The sequence below is a fragment of the Acinetobacter gyllenbergii CIP 110306 = MTCC 11365 genome (assembly GCF_000413855.1).
GTDB lineage: Bacteria > Pseudomonadota > Gammaproteobacteria > Pseudomonadales > Moraxellaceae > Acinetobacter > Acinetobacter gyllenbergii.
Window position 1 is genome coordinate 1 of sequence record NZ_ATGG01000021.1, and the last position, 20,976, is coordinate 20,976.

A 20,976-nucleotide genomic window follows, 5' to 3' on the forward strand; every position below is an offset into this window, starting at 1 on the left:
ATGGTCGGAGCAGTAGGATTCGAACCTACGACCCCCTGGTCCCAAACCAGGTGCACTACCAGGCTGTGCTATGCTCCGAAATTGGGGTGAATGACGGGATTCGAACCCCACACAAATTAAAAATAATTCAATATATAACAATAGATTAAGATTTCATAAGTCTAAAAAATGGCAAATATGGGAATAAATGGTCATTGGTACGGTCATTGCATCAGGAGAACGATCGCAAAAGTTAAAAAAGAGAAATAGCATTATTGAGTGCTATGTTTAGCCGAGTAATGGAGTAATAAAAAAAAAGTACCTAAATAATTCAGGTACTTATTGCTTACTTTTCAGAGTAATTATTTAGTGAATCACTATCTTGGTTATTACTGCTGAATATATTGATTAATTTTAGATAAATAGTCTGGCATATCTTCAGCAATCAATTTGCCGTAATGCTTATAGATCATAGATGTATCAGCGTGCCCCAGCTGCTCCGCAATCCACTCCGGGGGAACTTGGCCACTCGATAATAATTGGCTCGCAAAAGTATGACGACCTTGGTTGATCCCCCTTTTTCGTACCTTCGCTTTTCTGAGGTGTTTGCCCCATCGATAGCGCAATTCGTGGTATTCAAAATGTGTCGATCGTTCTCGATTGAGCCAAACGAATCTTAAACGCTCCTCCTTATAACTATGGTTATCACGCTGCAGTACTTCTATCACTTGCGTTCTCGTATTACCCGTAATGCGATATTGTTCTTTAAGTGCATCCAATGCTGGCTGTAATAGCTTGATTTCACGCTTTCGACGACGATTTTTAGTTACTCGGTAAACACCACGAACATAAGACCGGTTTATTTGAATTGTTCCTTTCTCCATGTTGATATCTTCCCATGCGATCGGGATCTGTTCCGACATAGATAAGCCAGTCCAGAATAAACATGGCAAAAGGTTTTCTATATCGAGATCCGTTTCAGTTTGTAGAATGCGATTAATTTCTGATTTCGTGAATGGATCTGGCTCTGGAGTATCAGCCTGGTGGATGGTGATGTTTTGGAATGGATCAAAGGCCACTTTATTCTCGTCGCGCCATACTGCGTGTACTTGTGAGAATCTAGTGATAATTTCACGGATCGTTTTACTGCTGTGGGTTTCCTTCAGTTGCTTAATCCACTTTTTCACTTGTTTGGTCTCAATTTCTTCGGGATGTAATTTGCCCCATTTGGGGTTTATGTGGTTTTTTACATGCCCTTCATAAGATGCATAAGTACTCGGAGCCACATCCTTTTTGATGTCATCTAAGTAAATTTTTGCATAGTACGAGATCTGGTTCTCCTTTAAATTTTTGGAATTTGGGAAGTGTCTTGAAAGCTCGAACTTTCCCATTTTCATTTCTAAAGAGATCAATTCAGCCCATTGCTTGGCTCGTTCTGTGTGCTCTGGAGTCGCTTGCCAATCTAAAGGCTCTTTCATGTGCTCTCCTTTATAGAGAATCCACATTCGTAGGCTGTTGCCACGACACTCGATACCCGCTGCCATAATATTTCCTAAAATTTACATAAACTTATTCTAAAAAAAATGCGCCTCATTCGGAGGCGCATTTGAGGTGTTTTATAGGTTTAGAATGGGAGCTCATTCCGTCTGAAAGATTCAGTACGCAATGAACTTAATAGGAAACCGTCGGATTTTTCTATGAGGTCATCGAGGGCTTGATCGGGTAAATCTGATATTGCATAGCCTTTGTATTTCCCATAAAAAATATGAGTTGGAGTTCTGGCCAACTCTGAAAACTTATATAACTCTTCTATTGATTTAATCTGTCTTTGCTGGCAAATGGCTTTGAGCACTTCAAATGTGGTATCGCAATCCTGAGTAGCACAATGTGCAAATCTCAATTCATGCGCTGTCTGTGACCTGTTTTCACTCAAATAAAGTGCCAATACAGATAATTTATGCGATTCAAGCTGTGGCCACAAATATCGGGACATTGCTAAAGTGCAAATACGCTTGATATGGCTTGTGTCATATCCTGCTCTTGTTATTGCATCAACGTCATAATCAATATTGTGCCCTATCAGATATTCTGGATTCACACCGTCCGCGAATTTAAAATCAGTAAATGGCGGAGCATTTACAAGATCCTCATCTACAATCAAATGAACGGCCATAGCAGATAAATCTATAGGTTCACTCGGTTTATAGCGTTTATTAAAACGATAATTTGATAATTTTAGTAAAAAGCCATCATCAAACACATCAATACCAATATAGCCAGCTTCAATGATGTCACCATGTAATTTGTGGGTTTCCGTGTCGAAAATAAAACCTCGATTTGAATACATATTCATTCCATCCATCTTACACAGTCACTGCTAGAACATTCGGCAGCGATATGACCATTGTGTGCACTTATTTGATAGCGCATTTTGCCCGTTGTACACACAGGACAATTCATTTCACTCTGGATGATTAATTGGGGTTTATTGGTACCATGTTTGTCTGTGATTGCCTGACGTGCGATCACAATATTTTGAAAATCCATCATTATTATCCTTATACTGGGTTAGCGATCGGCTGTGTATCAAGCATTTGCATCTGGCTTACTTTTACTTCAGTCACATAGCGTTCGATTCGCTTTTCGTCTGTGTACTTACGTGTATGAAGAGATCCTTCGATATATACCTTTGCGCCTTTGGCAAGATATTGGACTGCGATCTCACCTAAACGGCCATAAGCCACGATACGATGCCACTCTGTATTTTCACGCCATTCCCCTGAACGCTGGTCTTGCCAGCGATCCGAAGTTGCTATCGAGAATTGGGCATAAGAGCCACCATTCGGAAAGTTTTTAGATTGAGGGTTCGCTCCAAGTGAGCCGACCAAGATGACTTTGTTTACGCCTCTCATAGCTCCCCCTTCGTCTGTAAATATTTAATTTTGGTATGAACACAATTGGTGTCACGATCCAGTACTTCTGAGATGTAGGGAACCTTGAATTTTTCCTGAAGCATCGCTTTTAAAACCGCAACTTCACAATCCCACCAACTGCCTCGAGTACGACGAAATGCATGTCTTGGTCTACCCCCTTTACTTGGTGGTAATCCTCTGACCCTAAGCCAATCAACCTTTTGACGCACTCGCTTAACGGTACAATCCAATACATCTGCAATTTCAGTAAATGTTTTATGCTCCTCGAGCATAGTTTCCAGAACGATTAATTCTGAATCCCACCAGGTACCATGGGTGCTTTTTATTTTGGATGGTCTACCCATTTTTTTAAAATTTAAGACAGCCATATTCATGCTGATATCTCCTGTTGATCCAGTTCACAACGACATTTACCTAGGCGGAAATATTCGATTGGTCCTGGTGCATCTTTTGGAGTTATTTCATAACGTGACAACACATAAGTACGTACTGCAGCTTTAACTGTGATGTCATCGCCATCAATTTTGGTAATTCTTCCTTGGTGGGCTGTTTGATTGACAAGGATTTCACCATTACCAATACGCTTTCTTTTTTGGATCAAGAAATTTACTTCATCATCAACCTTGTATAAATCAAAGTTTGGAATGATAAGACCACCACATTTACATTGATATTTAGACATGGCTATCCCTCCTTCGCTTCTTCATGTTTTTCTGCGATGCACTCTTCAAGATGCTGGATACAACGGGATTTAGATTCGAATGGACCTTGCCAACATTCACCGAAATGAATGTCCCACTCAATCAAACCGTTTTCATTAAATTTGGAGATCTGAACTCTGCCAAAAAATGGCACTTCATGTGCGAACCAATGTTCATTGTCATCTGTGCCAAATTCTATTTTAGAGTTTTGGGCAATTACTTCAGCCTTATAGACATTTTCGGCATGTTTAATCAAATTCGCGACTGGCGTACCTTTCATAAACCAAGTTTGATCAATCATGCAGTCGTTTTCTAATAACTGATTAGAAAACGCACTTACCTGTTTTGTTAGATCATCAATTTGTTTATAGAGGTTTTTCCAATATTTATTTGGATTTTCATGATGGTCTCGGATAACTGATTTGACCAATTCTTCGATCTCGCTATCCGTCAAAAACTCTTTTTGGCCTAATCTTTTTTGTTCATCTAACTGTCTGCAAATTTCAGCATCTAAATAATCACGTGAAGATGGATGGCCTATTTTCTCACCAACAATATATTGAAGTCGTTGAGTTTCATTTTTCAATTCGGTTATTTCTTTATTTAGAAAATTCCAAATTTTATGTGCAGCATCAGTTGCTCTATGCTGAAACGAACCATCGATATTTTTGGCTAATGCCCATTCAGGTGCATATTTCTTATATTCAATTTCAAAATTTGACATGATTTAACCTCCTATCCGTTGTTTTATTCGTGAATTTGCACTTGATTGTTCCTTACGCTCTACGAGGGTAAAAACCGAACATTCGCAACGTGGACAAACATTGTCAGTCATGCCCTGTTTTTTGTTGTATTTACCAATCAATTCTTTTTGATTTCCCACCCAACGGCAGCGACGACATTTCCAGTCCATTTCGTCATATTTACTCATGAAGAAGCTCCTTCTGGTAGAACTGGACTGAATTCAAAATCCTCACCACTTACATAACTTTCAAAATGAATTTTGATAATCTCAAAACAGTCGCTATACCAGCCTTCTTCCTGAAAAATAGTATTGACTCCCCATTTATAAGGAGGGATTCCAACGCTCTCTTTACCTTCAAAACAGGCAAAAAATACGGACTTTCCAATCATTTTCAATATGACTGCAACAATGTCTCCATTATTTTCTTTGAGCCTGTCTTTGTGGCCAGACCAAAAATTATTGTGCTCATGAAGCATTTCATCGTTGCATTTAATAACAACCGTGAACTCTAAATCACAGACATCACTCCATTTGTCATAGGAGACTTTGTATGTACGTGGTTCACATTGTAAATGTGTTGGAATTTCCGCTTGATCGGTTTGTACTGTAGAATCGTTTTGCATAATTGCTCTCCGGTGATTGTGTGACACATACAAAAGTGGCCGCTTTTGTATGTGTGCCTGTAAAATTAGAAAAATGAACGTGAACTTTCAGATCCAGACTTCGCTTTACCTAGAAGTGCTTTAAGTAAAAATAGATGGGCTAAAGCATCTGCAAGATCTTCTGTGCTTTTACCGTTACTTTTTTTAGATTCTGGAAATTCAGGCAAATTTAATAAATTGTAGAAATCCTCTGTATACGCCCATTGATGAATCTGCTTTTCCTTTAAATCACCTTTTGGTGAATGCCATTCCTTACATTTTTTGCAGTACTCAACATTTGACATAAGTTGTTTATCTTTGAAGACCACAACAATAGAACGACCATGTTCAGGTAAATTTGCTGCTTCTGAAAAAATTGAATCAACTTTTTGATGTGCTGGGATTGCTTCGATTTGAACGGTGAAACGATGAGCATTTGATTCATTTAAAATCGCATCAGCAAAGTTATAAACGTTCTGTAAGAACGAACCTGAGTTAGAGCCAACACCAACGGGATAGCCCAGTTTTTGTTGTAATTCATCGCGGTGAATAGTTTGACTGTCTAATTGATTTAAACGATTTATTAGAAATTCACCAACTTCCATCGATATTGGTAACGAAGCTTGCAGAAATGCTGGTGTTGAAATATTTAACTTATACATAATGATTTTCCTTAAAAATGGGATTAATCCCGTGATGACACTGGTTTTTCAAAGATCCAGCATCGTTTTGTTGAACTTGTGATTTTGCTTTGAATGGCTTTATTGGCCTCGACAAAGCGGTAATGAAGACTGTGACGAAGCGCAGTCTGCAATTCGTTTACTTCAGGAAGTGAATATCGATAATCCGCTGCGACTTTGTATAAATGGGCAAAGTTGATTGCGAAAATGTCTGCTTTGGCTGAGTGATTTACCACGCTGTCATGGTGCTCAACCTTTCTAATTGAATCTTCCATTTCTTCAATGGTGTTCCAGAAGTTCTGCACAATGATCGAATCAGACTTGATCACCTTGTCCCGTGTCTGAGCCATTGCGATAAATTCGGCATGAACTTGCTTTTGGATCTCTAATGGAACCTCGCAAACATGCTTGCAAAGGGCATCAAATAACGACATAAATTGGGCATGGTTTTGAACCACACGTGAACTGCGGATGTTGTTTTGTTCCTGGTGCAAAATCGCATCATATTTTTCAAAGCCATGCTTGTAGGCTTCTAAGATCGCTGTTTCCTTTGATAAACACTGCAGAATGAATTGACTGACATCCTCTGGCTCATATTTATCGAGTCTGCGTGATGCATATAGACTGTTTTTAGTAAGTTGGCTCTTCCAAAACTTGGTGTGAACGATACGTTCCATAATTGGCGTAGTCGATACAACCTCGGCATTTTGGCTGATAATGATCGTGCCCATAAATGGAGGCTCATATGTTTCATTACCACCCGTTTTCATCCCTTGTGCGCCCAGCGATCCACCGTCAAATAACGTTTTAAGCGAATCCCAATCGAACTGCTTAATTGTTCCCTTCTCGTTTTCACGCTCTGATTCAATCAATACCACTGGCAAATTTGAAACTTGTCTGAAGGTACGAATTAACCCGGATTTGGTGGATTTAACCGGATCGACACCTTCATATTTGATTCGACCGAACAATTTCCATAAGAATAAAAGTAGGGTTGATTTACCCGTACCCGGTTCACCGACCACTTCAAAGAATGGAAAAGATTTGTGCATTTTCCGGATCTGTTGGGCATATAAGCTGCCAAAAAATGCCGTTAATGTGATGAGTCCCCTAACGCTATATGCATCGATAAAATCAGTAATCCATTGTTTTTTATAATCGGTAAATTTCGGATTGATTTCTAAAGCAAAAGGAGCTTTACACTTTAAGTTGGTTTTGTTTGGAAGTTCAAAATAATCCTCTTTGTTTAGTTTGAACTGTTTACTTGATTGGTAGGCTAATTCACCTAAAACATAGGCTTTCTGGTCGGCATGGTAACCAATGTAATTGATTAATTGAACGCGCTTAATATCTGTAAGCTCACGCTCTAAAAAGGCATCAAGTTGATTGCTGTTACCTTTGTAAAATTTACCTGGTGCAATGTGTAAAAGACGTTTCTTAAACTCTGAAGCTGAAGAGATGTGCCCTGCGCTGAAAGTATTTTTAATGGTCTTGGCACCGCGAGGGAAATCGATCTGGAAGTAATAGTCTGCTTCGTCAATTTCAGCCATGTATTGGTAATACAAACCCCGCGGTCGACAATCCATGATTAACTTCGCTTCAGCTGCATGAAGTATGGCAGCTGCTCGACGTTCTTCAATTGCCTTGTCTTTTTCTTCCTGTGCCCAGTCCTGATTGTCTTTATCTTCAAAATTGATGCCCTTCATGTAGTCATCATATTTATCCATGTCCAACTTGAACCAATACACTTGATTGTTAAAATCAAAAGGAAATGATTTAGTTCCTTTGTGCTTGTAGATAAGTATGCCTTTATCCACAGCTTTCTCAGCTATAAGCAAAGATCCATAATATTTATAGGTTTCTAAATAGCCGAAAGTGAGGCGGTTTTGTTTATAAAGATCATTCCAATCTGTCTTTTTACGCCCACCAGGTGGGAGAGCCACTTCGCAATCCCATCCATCGGCAGCAGCCAGTGCTAAATTTTTAAAAATACCATCATGGCCAGCTTGATCATTATCAAACGCCCATACAAGTTTAGGACGTGGTTTGCCTAAACCATCGCACTTGCTTGCTAACCAATTAAGGAAAATTGAGGGGTAATTGTTACTCGTTAAAGCAGAAAAACTGGTGATGTCTGAAAGCCAAAGTGCGATTGTGTCGAATATGCCTTCAGTAATCCAAATTTCTTTTGAATCAATATAATTGGTATTTGGTGTCATCCAAGCATGTGTCTTAGACTCCCACTTATATTTAAAAGTAGTTTTCTGCAATACACCATGATCATCCAGAATACGCTGCCACCAACCTTCGTTACCCTCTTCATCCGTAATCGGGACGCGTAAAGTAACTGAGCCAAGATCATGGTCAGGGCTTCTATAGTATTCTTGTGAATAGGTCAGTTCAGAAAGTTTCTCCAGAGGAAAACCACGCCCTTCAACCAGATAGGCATTCACGGTTTTGTTGGGATCTTCTTGAGTGGGTTTAAAACGTTTCTCCCACTTTTCGAAAATGTCGGGATAAAGATCTCGAATCGAGATCTCTTTCCCACATTCAACTTTACGTGGGCAGAACACGACCCATGGTGCTTCAGCATGTGCCCAAGCCGAACGCTCTTTGTGATTGCATTCAGGGCAACGTCCGCCACGTAATTTACCGTTTTTAACTTTAAAACCGTAGTCGTTGTGCAACCGATCTACAATCAAGCTTTGAGTTTCTGGATACATATTTCTTCTACAAGCTACGTTTCTTTTTGACGATTTCACGTCCAGCGAGGCTAAAAAGTTTATTTTTAAGTCGTTGGCGATAAAGAAATTCGATTGTTTCTTCCATTGATTCGAGTCCTAGTTGAACTCTGGCCTCTTCGATGATGACCCTCTCTCTTTCTGTGAGAGCTACAGTTTTATTTGTCGGCATATTCAGCTCCCTTGGAGGTGCTCAAGCGTGCCTTTGTTTAGGATGTTATCTAGACTAAAATCAACCGAATCATCTGAGGTTAATAGGGCAAGTGCTTGCTTTAATGCGAGGTTTCTTATGATTACCCCCGTATGCTCGCCTGTCATTTTGTTCAATAAATCGAATAGCTTTGCTTCGTCATCGTTTAAGTTGACGTTGTACCGGTGTTCGCGCTTTTGTTTGAAATGATGCATCTGATTAGCCCTCTTGTGCTTTGCCTACGTTGTAGCGTTCGCCAGCGATACTGGATTTACTGCGACCTGAAGTTTTGGCTAGTGCTGTGATTTCGTTGTACTCACTTAGCGGTAAGTAAATAATCACGCTCTTACGAGGCTCATCGAGCTTCGTGGCACGGGTAAGGTACAGAGGTGTTTTTTCTGTGCTCATACGTTATCCTTAGAACATAGTGATTTGCTATGAATCACTATAGCACAGAATTTTTACCTTTAAACATAAAAAGGAAATATTTTTATGCCTGATATCGACCCGACTATTCAAGCGGAGATAGCGATACGTTTTAAAGAGGAGCTTGAAAAAAAGAATTTGAAAGCAAAGCCTCTATCAAGAGAAATCGGTGCTAGTGACAATACTTTAGGGGCTTATGTACGTGGAAACGTGCCTGACCAATGGATGTATTTACATAATTTGCATAAGAATGGCGTGGATATCCGTTACGTGCTCTTAGGCATTGATCCTGATTATGCTGGTCTCACCAGTGAAGAAAGTTTGTTATTAAAGGCGTATAGACAACTATCTCCTGACGGGCAGCTTGCCCTTTTAGGTTTGAGCAAAGCCTATGCCAAGGATTTAGAAAAAACATGATTAAGGATGAGAAAAGCCTCCAAATTGGAGGCTTTTTTTATTTACTCAGTATCTTCGACATATCGCTGGACTTTCTCCAGCTTGTGTTCCAGATCCTGTATCAGAAAGATCAAATCGTTATTGTTATAAATCACATCTTTATCACCAGTGGAAGCTTCTAGCGACTTTCTCCAAACACGTAGCGCACCAAGTGAGCTATCAATACAAAGTGTCGCATCTGCATTAGTCGTTTTCATTTCCTTTGCCCTATCAATCTGATTTAATTGGAATTCCCATACGGTGACTTCCGTATTATTCCAGATAGGGCTGTGAATGGTTTTTTCACCATTGAATTTGGGATAAATCAAATTTTCAAGAGCTTTCTTTAACTCTTGGAGGTTGATTGGTTTAAGTTGTAACTCGTTAGCTAGATCATTGATTTGATCTGGACTAATTGCGAGCCATCCTTTGTCATGTACGTGATTGATTTTAACAGATAAATATACAGATCTGTCTATAATTTCGAAGAACAAAACGCAGATTCCGACAAGCTCCCGATGTTTTGATTGAACGCGAGGGGCAATGGGAACGTATGGGATTAATTCTGTATTCATGATTTATCGCCCTCCAAAAAAGAATAATGAAACCGCAAATACAACGGTACTTAGGGCTGCAAAGCCATCAATAAAGTTTTTACGGATTTGGGCGAATTTTCGTTGTTTCTGGCGTTGTTTATAGTCGTGCCAGTTATAGATCGGAGTGTGCTCAATGGCATGAATTGATTTTTTCATAGAGTGTACTCAGAGTAAGTTTTTTTCAAACCCACCAACACTCCTTCCACAGAATGGTGGCAGACCGAACAGGGGTGGAAGTACCGTACTCTGAGAACGGCTAAATCGAATACACGATTTACCCTGCCCGATCTACCATAGAGAGTCTATCAGATCAGACATTTTAGGCAAAAAAAATGCCGCAGAAGCGACTATATATTTTTGCGCTCAGAGTACTTGTTACAGACTTCCACATCTGTACGCAGATTTTGCTGCGTCTTTACATGTTGCCGATAGTGATTCACTATGTCAATATAATGATTCACTATTTTTTTAATAAACTTTATGGGGAAAGGATTTTAGCAATGATCGAATCGATTAAAAATGAATTTATTCAAAATTTAGGAGAAATTAGAAATATTAATTTAAGCAATAAAAAAACTTATACTTTTTTTTATAATGAATTAGAAGAACAAATAACTGAGCATCTTGATATTAATACAGAAAATAAAAATTCGAAACAAATTTTAGTAGATCAAAAAATGCTTATAAACAACACTACTAATAAGATTAGAGGCTTAACTTATAGTATTGAAAATTTGTTCATTGAATATAACTCATTAACTTCTATAAATATTGATTTTGAAAAATACAATACGGATGCGAATTATTGTTACAATCTGGCTAAAAAAGCTGAAGCGCATGTAGAAGATTTCAAAAAATTGTGTTTAACAATTTCTCCAGAATTAAAAGGTGAAAATGGACAAAACCTTGTATTAAAACCTCTTGAATCATTCCTTATAAAAACAATTGAAAATTTGAAGCATATTAACCAAGAAATAGCTCAAATTTTAGATGAATCTTTACGTGTATTAAGTAATATTAAAAGCCTAATGTTGCAGGAAATAAGGACAGAAAAAGAAATTTTTGATAGTAGTTATCAGACTAGATTTAAAGAAGATACTGCTTTAATTATAAAAAAGTTTGAGAATGATGTAGCAAACTTAGCGAAAAAATTTGAAAATCAGTATAAGAGTATTAAATTAGATAGTAACAAACTAGGTAAAAGCCATGATTTGCTCACTACTGGAGTTGATGCAGCATTAAAAAACTTAGCTGATTTGAATGAAAGGACTCAAAACATTGAGTTAGAATATTCAAAAATAATTAAAACAGAAAATGACAAGATTAAAAATGAGATTCAAGTAGCTAAAGGAAATATAGCTGAAGATATCAACACATTATTTAACGAAGTTAATGATCAAATTAATGCGATAAAAACTACTCACTCAGATCTTCTAGGACTTGTTGAAAAAGCTGGAATTTATGAGTTGACAAAAAATTATAAAGAAAAAGCTAATGAAGAAAAAATTGAGTATAAGGACTATAGAAAGTATACATCTTGGTCAATTATCGCAGCAATCGTTTCAACAATTGCAGTTTTTGCTTTTGCATTTTGGGAACAATCTCAGATACCTGTTGGAAAAGTTGTAGAAACAAACTATTTATTATTAGTTTCACGGTTATCTATTTCCCTTATGTTTTTTGTACTCGCTTTATATCTATCTAAACAAGCAGCGAAACATTATGAATGTTATCAAGAGAACCATAGAACTTTTTTACAACTAGCTGCTTTAGAACCATTTATGGCGCGTATGACTCCAGAAGAACAAAAAGAGATCCGTAAAGGGCTTATTCCTAGCTATTTTAACCAAGCAAATGATGGAAAGTATGCAAGTAAGGGCGATGAGGTGGATATATCTTCGAATATAACAACTATCGTCAATAATCTGATTGAAAGAATTCCATCTAAGAAAGAAGAGGTAAATTCCACGAAAACAGAAAGCACAACTGGTTAACGTCTAATTCTACTTTCTTATAGTGAATCATTATGACAATATAATGATTCACTAAAGTTAACTTTTTATAATTATGAAAGTTTTAGCATTGCTATTAGGAACAAGTTTTTTATTCATGGGATGTTCTGAAACATCAGAAAGCAAAAAAGTAGAAGAATCTTCTCAGCGATCAAATGATCAGAATACAGACCGATACAGAGAAAAAATTGAAGCTCAACAACAAGCTCTTGAAGATGAAGATCGACCGCAGTTTGAATGGCCACGAGTGGACTATACCAAAGCTGTGGCCACAGTTGATTTACGTAATGATAAAGCCATTTTAAAGGCAGTTGGCAAGACAGTCGCTGACCAAGAGGAATCAACCAACCAGAATGGTGAGCCAATGCAAAGCTATTACTTCAGTAAGGATCTTGCCAATTATCTACGGGTTGATCTGAGCCGTGAATATGTTGATGTCGCCTGGTCATTTGATGCTAAAGAGCCAGCTAAGGCTTCTGTAGTGTTCAATGATGGCCAGAAGATCACCAGAGCATTGTTAGGTGGCCAAGCTGGCAGTGCACTTTATGAAAATATTGCCAAGGGTGGCAAGGTAGAAGAACTACATCTGGAAGATGGTACCGTGATTAAAAATGCACGTTGTGGCCAGTCAATGTGTCGTTATCAGGTGGCTAGATAAAAGATGAATATGAACAACCAAATTCCACAAGATAAAAAAGAGAGATGGTTAATACCTTTATTTATGATAGGTATTGTACTTATATGGTTTTTATTCCCTTGGACTTTATCACATTTAGCTAAATGGCTTGAGTGGAATATACAAAACAGTGATGATACCAACTTCGGTACTTTTGGCGATACATTTGGAGCACTGAATACACTTTTTAGTGGCCTAGCTTTTGCAACACTTATCATCACATTAATTCTTCAGAGAAGAGAATTACAGTTGCAAAGAAAGGCTGTTGAGGCACAACAGTTAGAAATTCAGAAAAGTAATGATATAGCTGAACAGCAAGTAACGATTACAGAGCAGCAAGCTGAACTTTTAGAGAAACAGATTAGAGAGGCTCAGGTCCAGAATTTCTTTAATATACTTTTTCCTTTATTTAACAGGAGAAAAACTTACTACGAAGCAGCTGATAAATTACCAGTATTTGGGCCATCTTCTCATGTAACGAATATTCAGAGTAAAAGCACCTTTAAGACATTACACATGGAAGCATTAAAAACATATGATATTTTCCATAAAACTTATAGAAATGATTTTCTTTACAAAGATGATGTTTTAAGAATATTAAAAAAAATGATTCATGAATCCTCACCATTCCTTCTCTCATATAGTTATTTGAAAGGCTCAAAATATAAAGAAAATTTCCTATATATCATTAATTTTATTGAGAACTTTGAAGGGATTGATGATAAAGACAGAGAAGTAGCATTGTCTATTTTTATATCCGATTTTAGTATGAGTGAACTTTACGTCATTTCTCTTTTAACTATTGAAGATGAAATACTCATGGAAAAAGTTATTAAATACAAAATTTTTAATTCATTTATTGAAAATGATCATGATGGAAAATCAGTATTTAGCCAATTATTTTCTGAATAAAAATACAATTTAGCGGTTTATATTCAGTCCTTTTTTATATCCAGCAAGCCACATTTGGGGAGTCTCTCCCCAATTTCTTAAAGCGTATGGTTCTTGAATCCCATGATATGCATTCATAAACCGATCCCGCCACCATGAAAACATCGCATCACTACGATATTTGGGGAATCCTGGTGGATTCATATCTGGACGAATATCCTGATAAAAGAGCTCAAATAATTGCTCGGAATTATTCATCATTATCACCCTCATCATTTGCTGCCTTTAGCTCCATTAATTCTTTTAAGGTAGGAAGGTGTATGGATGGATTTGGCATGGCACTCGGAGAAATCGTGTGTGTTATTTCAATATGCCCACCACAGGTAAAACCACAGTTCACATTGCTACATTGAAACCAAAGCGTTTTCAAAATTGCATGTTCTTCTCTACTGGACCGTATCGCTAAAGCAGAAAAACAATGTGGACACTTAAATTGACGTTTTGAAGCCATGTTTTGCCCAATGGTTATAATTTTGTTCATTATAGTAAATGTGAACAAATATTTGTACCTTTTGGCAATTTTTAATAGTATGAGCGTACTTTGTTGGAAGTAGCCAAAGTCATGAAAAACCTTAAATGCCAGTGCTGCTTAAAACTACTGGCGAAAACGGGAAACTTTGATCAAATAGAAATAAAGTGCCCACGTTGTAAAACATTAAATAACTTCCAGAGCACCCCGAGTGCCTTACCTGAATGCCCAGAGCATCTCATCACACCAGGTAAGATCGATGAATCAAATCACTACTGTAACACCTCAATACAATCCTAAAGGCCGCAGCTTCAGTGGCTGGTTAGGCGGTAAATCTCAACTCGCACGAACAATTATAGAAACCATGCCAACCCATACAACGTATGTGGAGGTTTTTGGCGGTGCGGGTTGGGTACTGTTTAAAAAGACCCCTTCACCCGTCGAAGTCATCAACGATATTAATGACGACTTAATCAATTTATACCGGGTGCTTAAATACCATTTTGAAGCGTTTCTGGATGAGTTTGAATTTCTACTCATGTCCCGAACTGTTTTTAATGATTTCAAGCAATCCGAAGCACGAGGATTTACCGATCTACAGCGTGCATCCCGTTTCTATTACATGCTTCGTGCAGCTTTTGGCTGTCAGTTGGATGGTACATTTAGTTATTCCAAAGATCGCGCTGCGCGTTTAAAACTGGGTGATGAATTACGAGCTCACCTGAAGGGAATCCATGAACGTCTGCAAAAGGTAACGATTGAAAATTCAAATTATGATTACGTGCTGAAACGTCTTGATGGTCCAGAAACTTTGTTCTATATCGATCCACCGTATTGGGATTGCGAGAATGTTTATGGCAAAGGTATCTGGTCAAAACAAGATTTTTATTTGCTGAAGGAGCAACTGGATGGCATCAAAGGTAAATTTATTTTGAGTTTGAATGATGCACCTGAAGTACGTGGGTTATTTAAAGACTACAAGATCCAGCATAAAAAGATTCGTTGGTCAGTCAACAATAAAGCTGCCCATGAAGAACATAATGGCAATGAGTTAATTATCACCAATTATTAACGTAAACTAATCCCTCTTAGGAGGGATTTTTTATGGCTGAAGAAAAATTAGAACAAGGTTGGATTCGGGTCCGTTTAACCGATAGTCAAAATGCTGATTTACCTTGCTTAAAAGACCGAAAAGGCAATCTCGTCAAAGTATATGACTATGAGTGGAAGGAACTGAAATTTAACACTGGTGCACGCTTCGTTGTTTGGCGTGGCCAACAATGGAAGTATTAATCCTTTACATCTTGTAAGGCTTTATATTCACGATCCACAGCTACTGTTGCAGTTTGGCGATTTTTATACAGATAGGTTAAACGCTTTGGCGTTGCTTGATCACCTTTGGTCACTGTTGCGGTTTTTTTGCCATCTTTGTAATAGGCCAAAATACCTGTATAGCCACCACGTTCATTATCGATGAGTTCTGACAAACTATCCGCATCAGGCAAATAGACTTCAGCCTCGCATTTAGTGGTGTATCCCCCACTTTCGTTATACTCATGAATGACTCGCGTTCCGAGCCACACGATGTCATCGATCAAAGCTTTAAAACCAATAAAGGATAAAGGAGATTCAGGAATAAGTTCAGGCCTGCCATAGGCCAAGGTAAAGCTGAAGGTCGCAGACTTACTTTTTATTTTATTAAATTCAGCCTTGGCCACATGTTCTGCAGTTTGTTTGTCACGCTGAATATTACGTATTTCCCTGGTGTTTTCATCCGACATCCCTACCGTAACTTTTTTTCGCTTGGCATGGGTATTGTCATAGTAATAGGCCGTAACACCAGATACTTCATCTGCCCCATCAGTATCTGAATATTGGTGCGAATCACCATCCGATCTAGTAATAATGACTTCAGGTAAAGGATTGCCACTCATGGTTTTGCCTTCGCCCTTAGGCATAAATAACAGGTTGCCATTTTTCACCATCGCAATGGCATCATGCTCGTCGGCAATACGGGTAATCAAATTGGCATCTGATTCATTTTGATCGAGGTGGGGTAATTCAATTATCCCTAATGTTTCGTTTACGATTGGATTTAGACCATGCTCGAGCGCAATTGTCTGGATAATATCTGCAATCGTTTTTTTATCAAAACTACGTTCCTTTTTTTTCTTAAACGCTGTTTTTAGATCCGCAGCTTCAGCACGTAATGTGAGTATATCGGGTGCACCTTGATGGCCACGTTCCTTGACCAGGTATTTACCCTTATAAACAAGACCGGTATTGCTCCAGCCGATCCATGCTTCAATCTCCGCACCCTTGGGCGGGATATCTAATAAACCATCATGATCGCTCAGTTCAATTTCGATGGAGTCTGTTTCAATGCCTCGATTGTCTGTGATGACCATACGCATCAACCGATCCTGAATCATGGTACCAATGTCGGTACCATTGACTAGCAAGCGGTAAATTACATGGGGATAGCTATCATTGAAGCCCTGCTCTACATCCGTGGCAATATTGGTTAAGGTTGATGCAATATTCATAAAATATTACCCAATACATTCCCAAGAACGTTCCCCACTAAAACCCCTGCAGTTTGGGTTTTCTTTAGCTTTAATGAAAACTCGATTTTGCGTGGCGTACCATCTTTAAAAAAATAGCTTTGGGTTTCATCAACACTATCAATCACCCAAAGGCCGTAAATCTTTCCATTTCCAGCAATCAATGGAAATGATTTACCTGTATCCCCCATTACACGTAAAGCGGTGATCGACATTTGAGAACCAAACTGGGGAACGATAGATCCATCCAAAGTCATCGTGTCTTCACCTTTACCTGTAAATTGATATGCAGGCATGCTGCCGACACGAGAATTGCTGACATGATTCCATGTGGTTGAACGTTGAAGGCTTTGATAAGTGGCAGTTGGTATCGAGAATACGAACATGCCTAGAATCATCATCATATTAATATTCCTGGTCTTTGAAGCTGCTACGAATACGTGCCTGTTTTTGACGATCACGACGATCTAGTACGTTTTCAATCATGGCCACAAGTTGCTGTAAATTTTGTCCTGGTGCTGCTGTAAGTTGGATCGTGATTTGATCACCTTCAATGACAAACTGCCCTGCACTACGCGTTGGGGAAATGGCTTGCACCGGTCTAACTTTATTTAACGCTGGAGCGACATCAATTTTCGAAATTGCTTCGCTGGCCCGTGGGTTAAAAATGGTTAATGCATGCTGGAATTTTTCCTTCAGTGTTGGAAAGTTTTGATCCAATCCCATCGCAATGCCCGTCATGATATGGCCACCCAATCCCGCCATGACTCGGGATGGACTATGAATGTCCATTTTTTTCTTCATAAAGTCGGGCATGTAGTTATTGATGTCGGTCCACGTACTTTTTAATTTTTGGAAACCAGACTTAATACCGCTTACAAGGCCGTCAATAATCATGGTACCGAAACCAGTAAACTTTGAGGGTAGGTCAATACCAAACCATCTTAATACACTGGCAAAGGCTGAGTAGAACAAGCCCAATGGTGACCAATTTACAATTAATGCGGATACTCCAAGGATGCCTCCATTAAATGCTGATTTAATTTCAGTCCATCTTGCTGCAAACCAATTTCCCACTGGGGCAAAAGTAGTTGTTAAAGTTGACCAGGCATTACTAGATCCCGTTTTAACAGACTCCCAAGCCGATGAAGCACTTGTTTTTACCATGTTCCACTTTTCTGCGAACCAAGGACCAATAGAGTCCCAATTTCTATAAATGAGATAGACTGCAGTCGCAATCGCAGCAATGGCTAACAAGATCGGGTTGGTAAGAAACAAACGTCCTACCCATAAAAACACACGGCCTAAACTAAATAACGCAGATTTAACAAAGCCAAAAATTGAAGGGATCTTGCTGAATACCCGTCCTAATATGGTTCCACTCGTCGCAGTTGATGCCATCAGCAAGCGTAGGCTTAACATACTAAGAATAAGCGGTGAGAACACGACTAGCGCACCGCCGATCACAATCATACTTGCTGCAATACCAAGTAATCCGAGACCTAAGGCTTTGGCTAAAGTTGGGTTACGTTCCATCCAGCCAGTAAAGCTTTCGAGGGCTCCTGTAGCGACCTGAAGTGCCTTTGTATAGATCGGCATGATGACCTGGCCAAAACGTAGATATGCATCATTTAATTTGGCTTTGGTTTCGAGTTCTTCACCCGCAGCGGTGTTTTTTGCTTTGCCATAAAGTTGGTCAATATTGTCTGCACCGGCATTCATCTTGGCACTTTTGTTGATGATATCTCGCTGAAGGTACATATCACCAAAAAGGTTGGATGCAGTACGGTTAGTGAAAATACTACCAATTGCATCGAGAATTTGCCCTTTCTCGGTGATGCCCTTTGATGCTAATTGTGGCAGTAGTACCTGTTCCATCCATGCAAATTGATCTTTCTTAAACAGATCTGCACCTTTGATCGCGCCAACATCCAAGAAAGCTACCTGGCCAGCCTTATCATGTTTTAATTTGCTTACATCTTCGATTAGACCTAAACGTTCCATATTGTTGGCTGCACGTTTAGTGGTACGGCCTTGATAGATATTCTGATATGCCGACATGGCTGCGGTACCATATCGAAAGCCACCCCATTCCTGAACGATTGACTCCATTTTGTAATAGAGAGCTTCGTCAGTTAATCCTTTGACCGCAATACCGCCTGTCTTGATCGCATTAAGCCATTCATTGCCTTGTACACGTCCACCAGTGGCCGTGATGACTTGTTGAATCTTATTCGCCTGGTCTTGGAAAGCTTTTTCACTTTTCAAGCCTCCACGTAGCTCAATGACTTTGAGCATGTCCATAAATGCGCGTTCGTTTTCTTCCCCTTTCTCATGGCCAAACATGGCTTGATTGGAAAATTTCATCTTGGCCAAGGTCGGTGCGACCATCTCGGCATGATGTAAATCTGAGAAAATTGTCATACCGTCACGGACTAATACGGCATTGTCATAAATGGATGTCCCGAAGGTTTCCATGCCTTCAGCAAATTTAATCGCTTGTTTACTGACTTGATCGCCTAAGCCTAGTGCATGAATACGATTGGCTTCTACATCATATCGTTTAGATTCGTTAATGGGCTTACTCATCATGTACATGGCACCCGCACCCGCCATTGCTGCACCCATGCCATAGCCAGCTGCAGAACGTAGATGCCCCGATTGCCGATCATAATTTCGCTGCATTTGCGTCAAACGCTGTAAACGTTGTTCTTGTTCACGCATGGACTGATTTGCTTGACGCAATTGCGTTCTGAGTCGCTGTTGATGATCTGCCAGTCTATTTGTAGATAAACCCGCATTATTCATATCTGTCCGCATGCGCTGAAGCTCGATGCGGTTTCGTTCATATTCTTGTTTTAGTTTACGAGCTTTGGCCACAGACTTATCAAAATCACGGGTGAGATCCGCAGAGGGGTTGGTCTTCATCTGCTGACGCAAGTTTTTAATATGATTTTGTAGATCTTGGAGGGATTTAGCCTGGTCTTGTACGGCCTTTTTTTGTTTCTGGTAGCCGTCTATTTTTTTCTGTTGTTCGTTGAGAGATCGGATCTCATCTCTAGTCTTTTTTAATGCACGACTGGCAGCATTGCTGCTGCCTAAAATCGCTTTAAGGGCTGGACTTAACTTGTTTTTCCCTCCAAAAAGTACTTCCAATCTTAATTGCTTCATTCAGCATCTGCCCCATTTCTTTCTATAGCTTTTTGATGCCACTCCATTAATTCACTTAGTGACATAGTGTCGTAAGTCTGCGGTGTCCAGTTGAACACCACAGCGATATTGGCGATTGCGTCTTCTACTGTTGGCGTGCAATTTCCGCACGCACTGATTTCGGTTGCAAAAAAGTAATAATTGCTCCGCCCATCTGAATAATGTCCACGGGATCAATCACATTATTGTTTAACTGGCTCGCAGTAATGGTTGGATTTGTACATAACGGCAATAATGTACAAATGGCATTTACATCACCATTCAGGATGTCGGCAATACGTACTTTTTTTAGCGCAGGCACAGACGGTTTACGGACTTCCACTTTAGTAATCGTCGTATCACCTAATTTATATGGCGTATCGAGGGTTACGACTTCGACATCTGGATTTTGAATCGTTTGTAAGTTGTCGAGTTGTTCTTGGGTTTGCATGGCAAATTCCTTAAATATAAAAATGAAATAAAAAAACCTTCAGCAGCACGTAGCTACTGAAGGGAGGAAAAATTAGTGACCAATGTTCGCTCGGTGTTTTTCAAGTAAATCAACACCGTTTACATTTTCGATCAGACCAGGGATATCGATCTCGACTTCAACCTTACCATCAATGGTCAGCTTGTAATAAGACCAGATGGTTTTGATTGATTTTTCAGTATCATCCCCTGCTTTGGCGTTGCCGAAATCAATTTCTTCATGACGGCCACGAATGACTATTTCGACTGCAGATGTTTCACCTGTGTCATCACGTTGATATGAACCAGCAAAGCGTAAACCGATTGCGCTGACAGATGCTGCACCGAATTGACGGATCACCAGAGGATCGATGCCCCCAAGCTTCCAAGAAAATTCGGTAATATCATCCGCCAAGCCAGCATCCCATTTGATGTTGCCGTTCATGCCGCCACCGCGCCAATCTTCAAACTTACGTCCAAGCTTTGGCAGGGTCACTTCACCTGTCTGGCCAAGGTATGAATTACCTTCGTTAAACAGGTCCATTAATTTGAGTTTTTTAGGTAAGGCCATTTTCGTTCC

At 39.3% G+C, this 20,976-nt stretch carries 30 protein-coding genes and 1 tRNA gene; 7 read left to right on the plus strand and 24 right to left on the minus strand.

The features are described from left to right. Nucleotide 1 precedes the first annotated feature (1 nt). The 14 genes from F957_RS07140 to F957_RS07070 form a co-directional block, all read right to left on the minus strand. A tRNA-Pro gene (locus F957_RS07140) sits at nt 2–78 on the minus strand. Nucleotides 79–368: 290 nt separating this feature from the next. Beyond that, the gene (locus tag F957_RS07135; RefSeq protein WP_016541605.1) at nt 369–1,523 is read right to left on the minus strand and encodes a site-specific integrase; all 1,155 of its coding nucleotides are present in this window, start codon (nt 1,521–1,523) and stop codon (nt 369–371) included. A gap of 80 nt (nt 1,524–1,603) precedes the next feature. Then, a complete protein-coding gene (locus F957_RS07130) occupies nt 1,604–2,326 on the minus strand; it encodes a 3'-5' exonuclease (RefSeq protein WP_016541604.1) in 723 nt (240 codons plus the stop codon). A 211-nt stretch (nt 2,327–2,537) separates the two neighbouring features. Further along, nucleotides 2,538–2,891, minus strand: coding sequence for a single-stranded DNA-binding protein (locus tag F957_RS07120; RefSeq protein WP_016541602.1), 354 nt, complete (start codon nt 2,889–2,891; stop codon nt 2,538–2,540). Next, nucleotides 2,888–3,286, minus strand: a complete 399-nt coding sequence (locus F957_RS07115) for a hypothetical protein (RefSeq protein WP_016660453.1) — start codon at nt 3,284–3,286, stop codon at nt 2,888–2,890. The genes F957_RS07120 and F957_RS07115 overlap by 4 nt, the downstream gene beginning before the upstream one ends. Next, complete coding sequence (locus F957_RS07110; RefSeq protein ID WP_016541601.1) at nt 3,283–3,594, minus strand: hypothetical protein; 312 nt, start codon at nt 3,592–3,594, stop codon at nt 3,283–3,285. The genes F957_RS07115 and F957_RS07110 overlap by 4 nt, the downstream gene beginning before the upstream one ends. Before the next feature lie 2 nt (nt 3,595–3,596). Next, nucleotides 3,597–4,115: a hypothetical protein gene (locus F957_RS07105; RefSeq protein WP_378319690.1), complete on the minus strand. Its 519-nt coding sequence runs from the start codon at nt 4,113–4,115 to the stop codon at nt 3,597–3,599. Between the two features lie 225 nt (nt 4,116–4,340). After that, the gene (locus F957_RS07100) at nt 4,341–4,544 is read right to left on the minus strand and encodes a hypothetical protein (RefSeq protein ID WP_016660454.1); all 204 of its coding nucleotides are present in this window, start codon (nt 4,542–4,544) and stop codon (nt 4,341–4,343) included. Further along, entirely contained in the window at nt 4,541–4,981 is a 441-nt protein-coding gene (locus tag F957_RS07095) for a DUF2528 family protein (RefSeq protein ID WP_016660455.1), read from the minus strand. Before F957_RS07095 ends, F957_RS07100 begins: the two co-directional genes overlap by 4 nt. A gap of 65 nt (nt 4,982–5,046) precedes the next feature. After that, the gene (locus F957_RS07090; RefSeq protein WP_016541598.1) at nt 5,047–5,661 is read right to left on the minus strand and encodes a hypothetical protein; all 615 of its coding nucleotides are present in this window, start codon (nt 5,659–5,661) and stop codon (nt 5,047–5,049) included. Nucleotides 5,662–5,684: 23 nt separating this feature from the next. Next, nucleotides 5,685–8,402, minus strand: coding sequence for a toprim domain-containing protein (locus F957_RS07085; protein WP_016541597.1), 2,718 nt, complete (start codon nt 8,400–8,402; stop codon nt 5,685–5,687). A 7-nt stretch (nt 8,403–8,409) separates the two neighbouring features. Further along, complete coding sequence (locus tag F957_RS07080; RefSeq protein ID WP_016660456.1) at nt 8,410–8,592, minus strand: hypothetical protein; 183 nt, start codon at nt 8,590–8,592, stop codon at nt 8,410–8,412. Nucleotides 8,593–8,594: 2 nt separating this feature from the next. After that, a complete protein-coding gene (locus tag F957_RS21940; protein WP_004804672.1) occupies nt 8,595–8,825 on the minus strand; it encodes a hypothetical protein in 231 nt (76 codons plus the stop codon). Between the two features lie 4 nt (nt 8,826–8,829). Next, nucleotides 8,830–9,018, minus strand: a complete 189-nt coding sequence (locus F957_RS07070) for a hypothetical protein (protein ID WP_016541596.1) — start codon at nt 9,016–9,018, stop codon at nt 8,830–8,832. Between the two features lie 84 nt (nt 9,019–9,102). Between F957_RS07070 and F957_RS07065 the strand changes: the two genes are divergently transcribed. Beyond that, nucleotides 9,103–9,453, plus strand: a complete 351-nt coding sequence (locus F957_RS07065; RefSeq protein ID WP_016541595.1) for a hypothetical protein — start codon at nt 9,103–9,105, stop codon at nt 9,451–9,453. A gap of 41 nt (nt 9,454–9,494) precedes the next feature. Here the strand turns inward: F957_RS07065 and F957_RS07060 are convergent, their stop codons facing one another. Beyond that, on the minus strand, nt 9,495–10,046 hold the full coding sequence (locus tag F957_RS07060) for a hypothetical protein (protein ID WP_016660457.1): 552 nt from the start codon (nt 10,044–10,046) through the stop codon (nt 9,495–9,497). A 3-nt stretch (nt 10,047–10,049) separates the two neighbouring features. Next, nucleotides 10,050–10,223: a hypothetical protein gene (locus tag F957_RS21650; RefSeq protein WP_016541593.1), complete on the minus strand. Its 174-nt coding sequence runs from the start codon at nt 10,221–10,223 to the stop codon at nt 10,050–10,052. Nucleotides 10,224–10,567: 344 nt separating this feature from the next. Between F957_RS21650 and F957_RS07055 the strand changes: the two genes are divergently transcribed. The 3 genes from F957_RS07055 to F957_RS07045 all read left to right on the plus strand — a co-directional run bounded on the left by F957_RS07055 (nt 10,568) and on the right by F957_RS07045 (nt 13,667). Beyond that, nucleotides 10,568–12,061, plus strand: a complete 1,494-nt coding sequence (locus F957_RS07055) for a hypothetical protein (protein WP_016541592.1) — start codon at nt 10,568–10,570, stop codon at nt 12,059–12,061. Nucleotides 12,062–12,176: 115 nt separating this feature from the next. Further along, nucleotides 12,177–12,737: a hypothetical protein gene (locus tag F957_RS07050; RefSeq protein WP_016541591.1), complete on the plus strand. Its 561-nt coding sequence runs from the start codon at nt 12,177–12,179 to the stop codon at nt 12,735–12,737. 3 nt (nt 12,738–12,740) lie between these two features. After that, nucleotides 12,741–13,667 (plus strand): hypothetical protein, encoded by a 927-nt coding sequence (locus F957_RS07045; protein WP_016541590.1) that lies wholly within the window; start codon nt 12,741–12,743, stop codon nt 13,665–13,667. A 9-nt stretch (nt 13,668–13,676) separates the two neighbouring features. On the opposite strand, the gene F957_RS07040 is transcribed toward F957_RS07045, so the two are convergent. Further along, nucleotides 13,677–13,907: a hypothetical protein gene (locus F957_RS07040; RefSeq protein WP_016660459.1), complete on the minus strand. Its 231-nt coding sequence runs from the start codon at nt 13,905–13,907 to the stop codon at nt 13,677–13,679. Beyond that, nucleotides 13,897–14,157 (minus strand): Ogr/Delta-like zinc finger protein, encoded by a 261-nt coding sequence (locus F957_RS07035; RefSeq protein WP_016660460.1) that lies wholly within the window; start codon nt 14,155–14,157, stop codon nt 13,897–13,899. The genes F957_RS07040 and F957_RS07035 overlap by 11 nt, the downstream gene beginning before the upstream one ends. A gap of 111 nt (nt 14,158–14,268) precedes the next feature. Between F957_RS07035 and F957_RS22140 the strand changes: the two genes are divergently transcribed. Genes F957_RS22140 through F957_RS07025 form a run of 3 tightly spaced genes read left to right on the plus strand, consistent with a single transcriptional unit; the run spans nt 14,269 to nt 15,468 of the window. Beyond that, nucleotides 14,269–14,475, plus strand: coding sequence for a Com family DNA-binding transcriptional regulator (locus F957_RS22140; protein WP_081401622.1), 207 nt, complete (start codon nt 14,269–14,271; stop codon nt 14,473–14,475). Further along, complete coding sequence (locus tag F957_RS07030; RefSeq protein ID WP_016541588.1) at nt 14,435–15,247, plus strand: DNA adenine methylase; 813 nt, start codon at nt 14,435–14,437, stop codon at nt 15,245–15,247. Before F957_RS22140 ends, F957_RS07030 begins: the two co-directional genes overlap by 41 nt. Nucleotides 15,248–15,279: 32 nt before the next feature. Beyond that, nucleotides 15,280–15,468, plus strand: coding sequence for a hypothetical protein (locus tag F957_RS07025; RefSeq protein WP_016541587.1), 189 nt, complete (start codon nt 15,280–15,282; stop codon nt 15,466–15,468). On the opposite strand, the gene F957_RS07020 is transcribed toward F957_RS07025, so the two are convergent. The 6 genes from F957_RS07020 to F957_RS07000 form a co-directional block, all read right to left on the minus strand. Beyond that, nucleotides 15,465–16,721: a contractile injection system protein, VgrG/Pvc8 family gene (locus F957_RS07020; RefSeq protein WP_016541586.1), complete on the minus strand. Its 1,257-nt coding sequence runs from the start codon at nt 16,719–16,721 to the stop codon at nt 15,465–15,467. The genes F957_RS07025 and F957_RS07020 overlap by 4 nt on opposite strands. Continuing rightward, nucleotides 16,718–17,143 (minus strand): phage tail protein, encoded by a 426-nt coding sequence (locus F957_RS07015; protein ID WP_016541585.1) that lies wholly within the window; start codon nt 17,141–17,143, stop codon nt 16,718–16,720. The genes F957_RS07020 and F957_RS07015 overlap by 4 nt, the downstream gene beginning before the upstream one ends. A gap of 1 nt (nt 17,144) precedes the next feature. Further along, nucleotides 17,145–19,910: a hypothetical protein gene (locus tag F957_RS07010; protein ID WP_016660461.1), complete on the minus strand. Its 2,766-nt coding sequence runs from the start codon at nt 19,908–19,910 to the stop codon at nt 17,145–17,147. After that, complete coding sequence (locus F957_RS22060) at nt 19,907–20,068, minus strand: GpE family phage tail protein (RefSeq protein WP_155762625.1); 162 nt, start codon at nt 20,066–20,068, stop codon at nt 19,907–19,909. Before F957_RS22060 ends, F957_RS07010 begins: the two co-directional genes overlap by 4 nt. Next, nucleotides 20,035–20,379, minus strand: a complete 345-nt coding sequence (locus F957_RS07005) for a phage tail assembly protein (protein ID WP_016541583.1) — start codon at nt 20,377–20,379, stop codon at nt 20,035–20,037. Before F957_RS07005 ends, F957_RS22060 begins: the two co-directional genes overlap by 34 nt. 72 nt (nt 20,380–20,451) lie before the next feature. Beyond that, nucleotides 20,452–20,967, minus strand: coding sequence for a phage major tail tube protein (locus F957_RS07000; protein ID WP_016541582.1), 516 nt, complete (start codon nt 20,965–20,967; stop codon nt 20,452–20,454). Between the last annotated feature and the right edge of the window lie 9 nt (nt 20,968–20,976).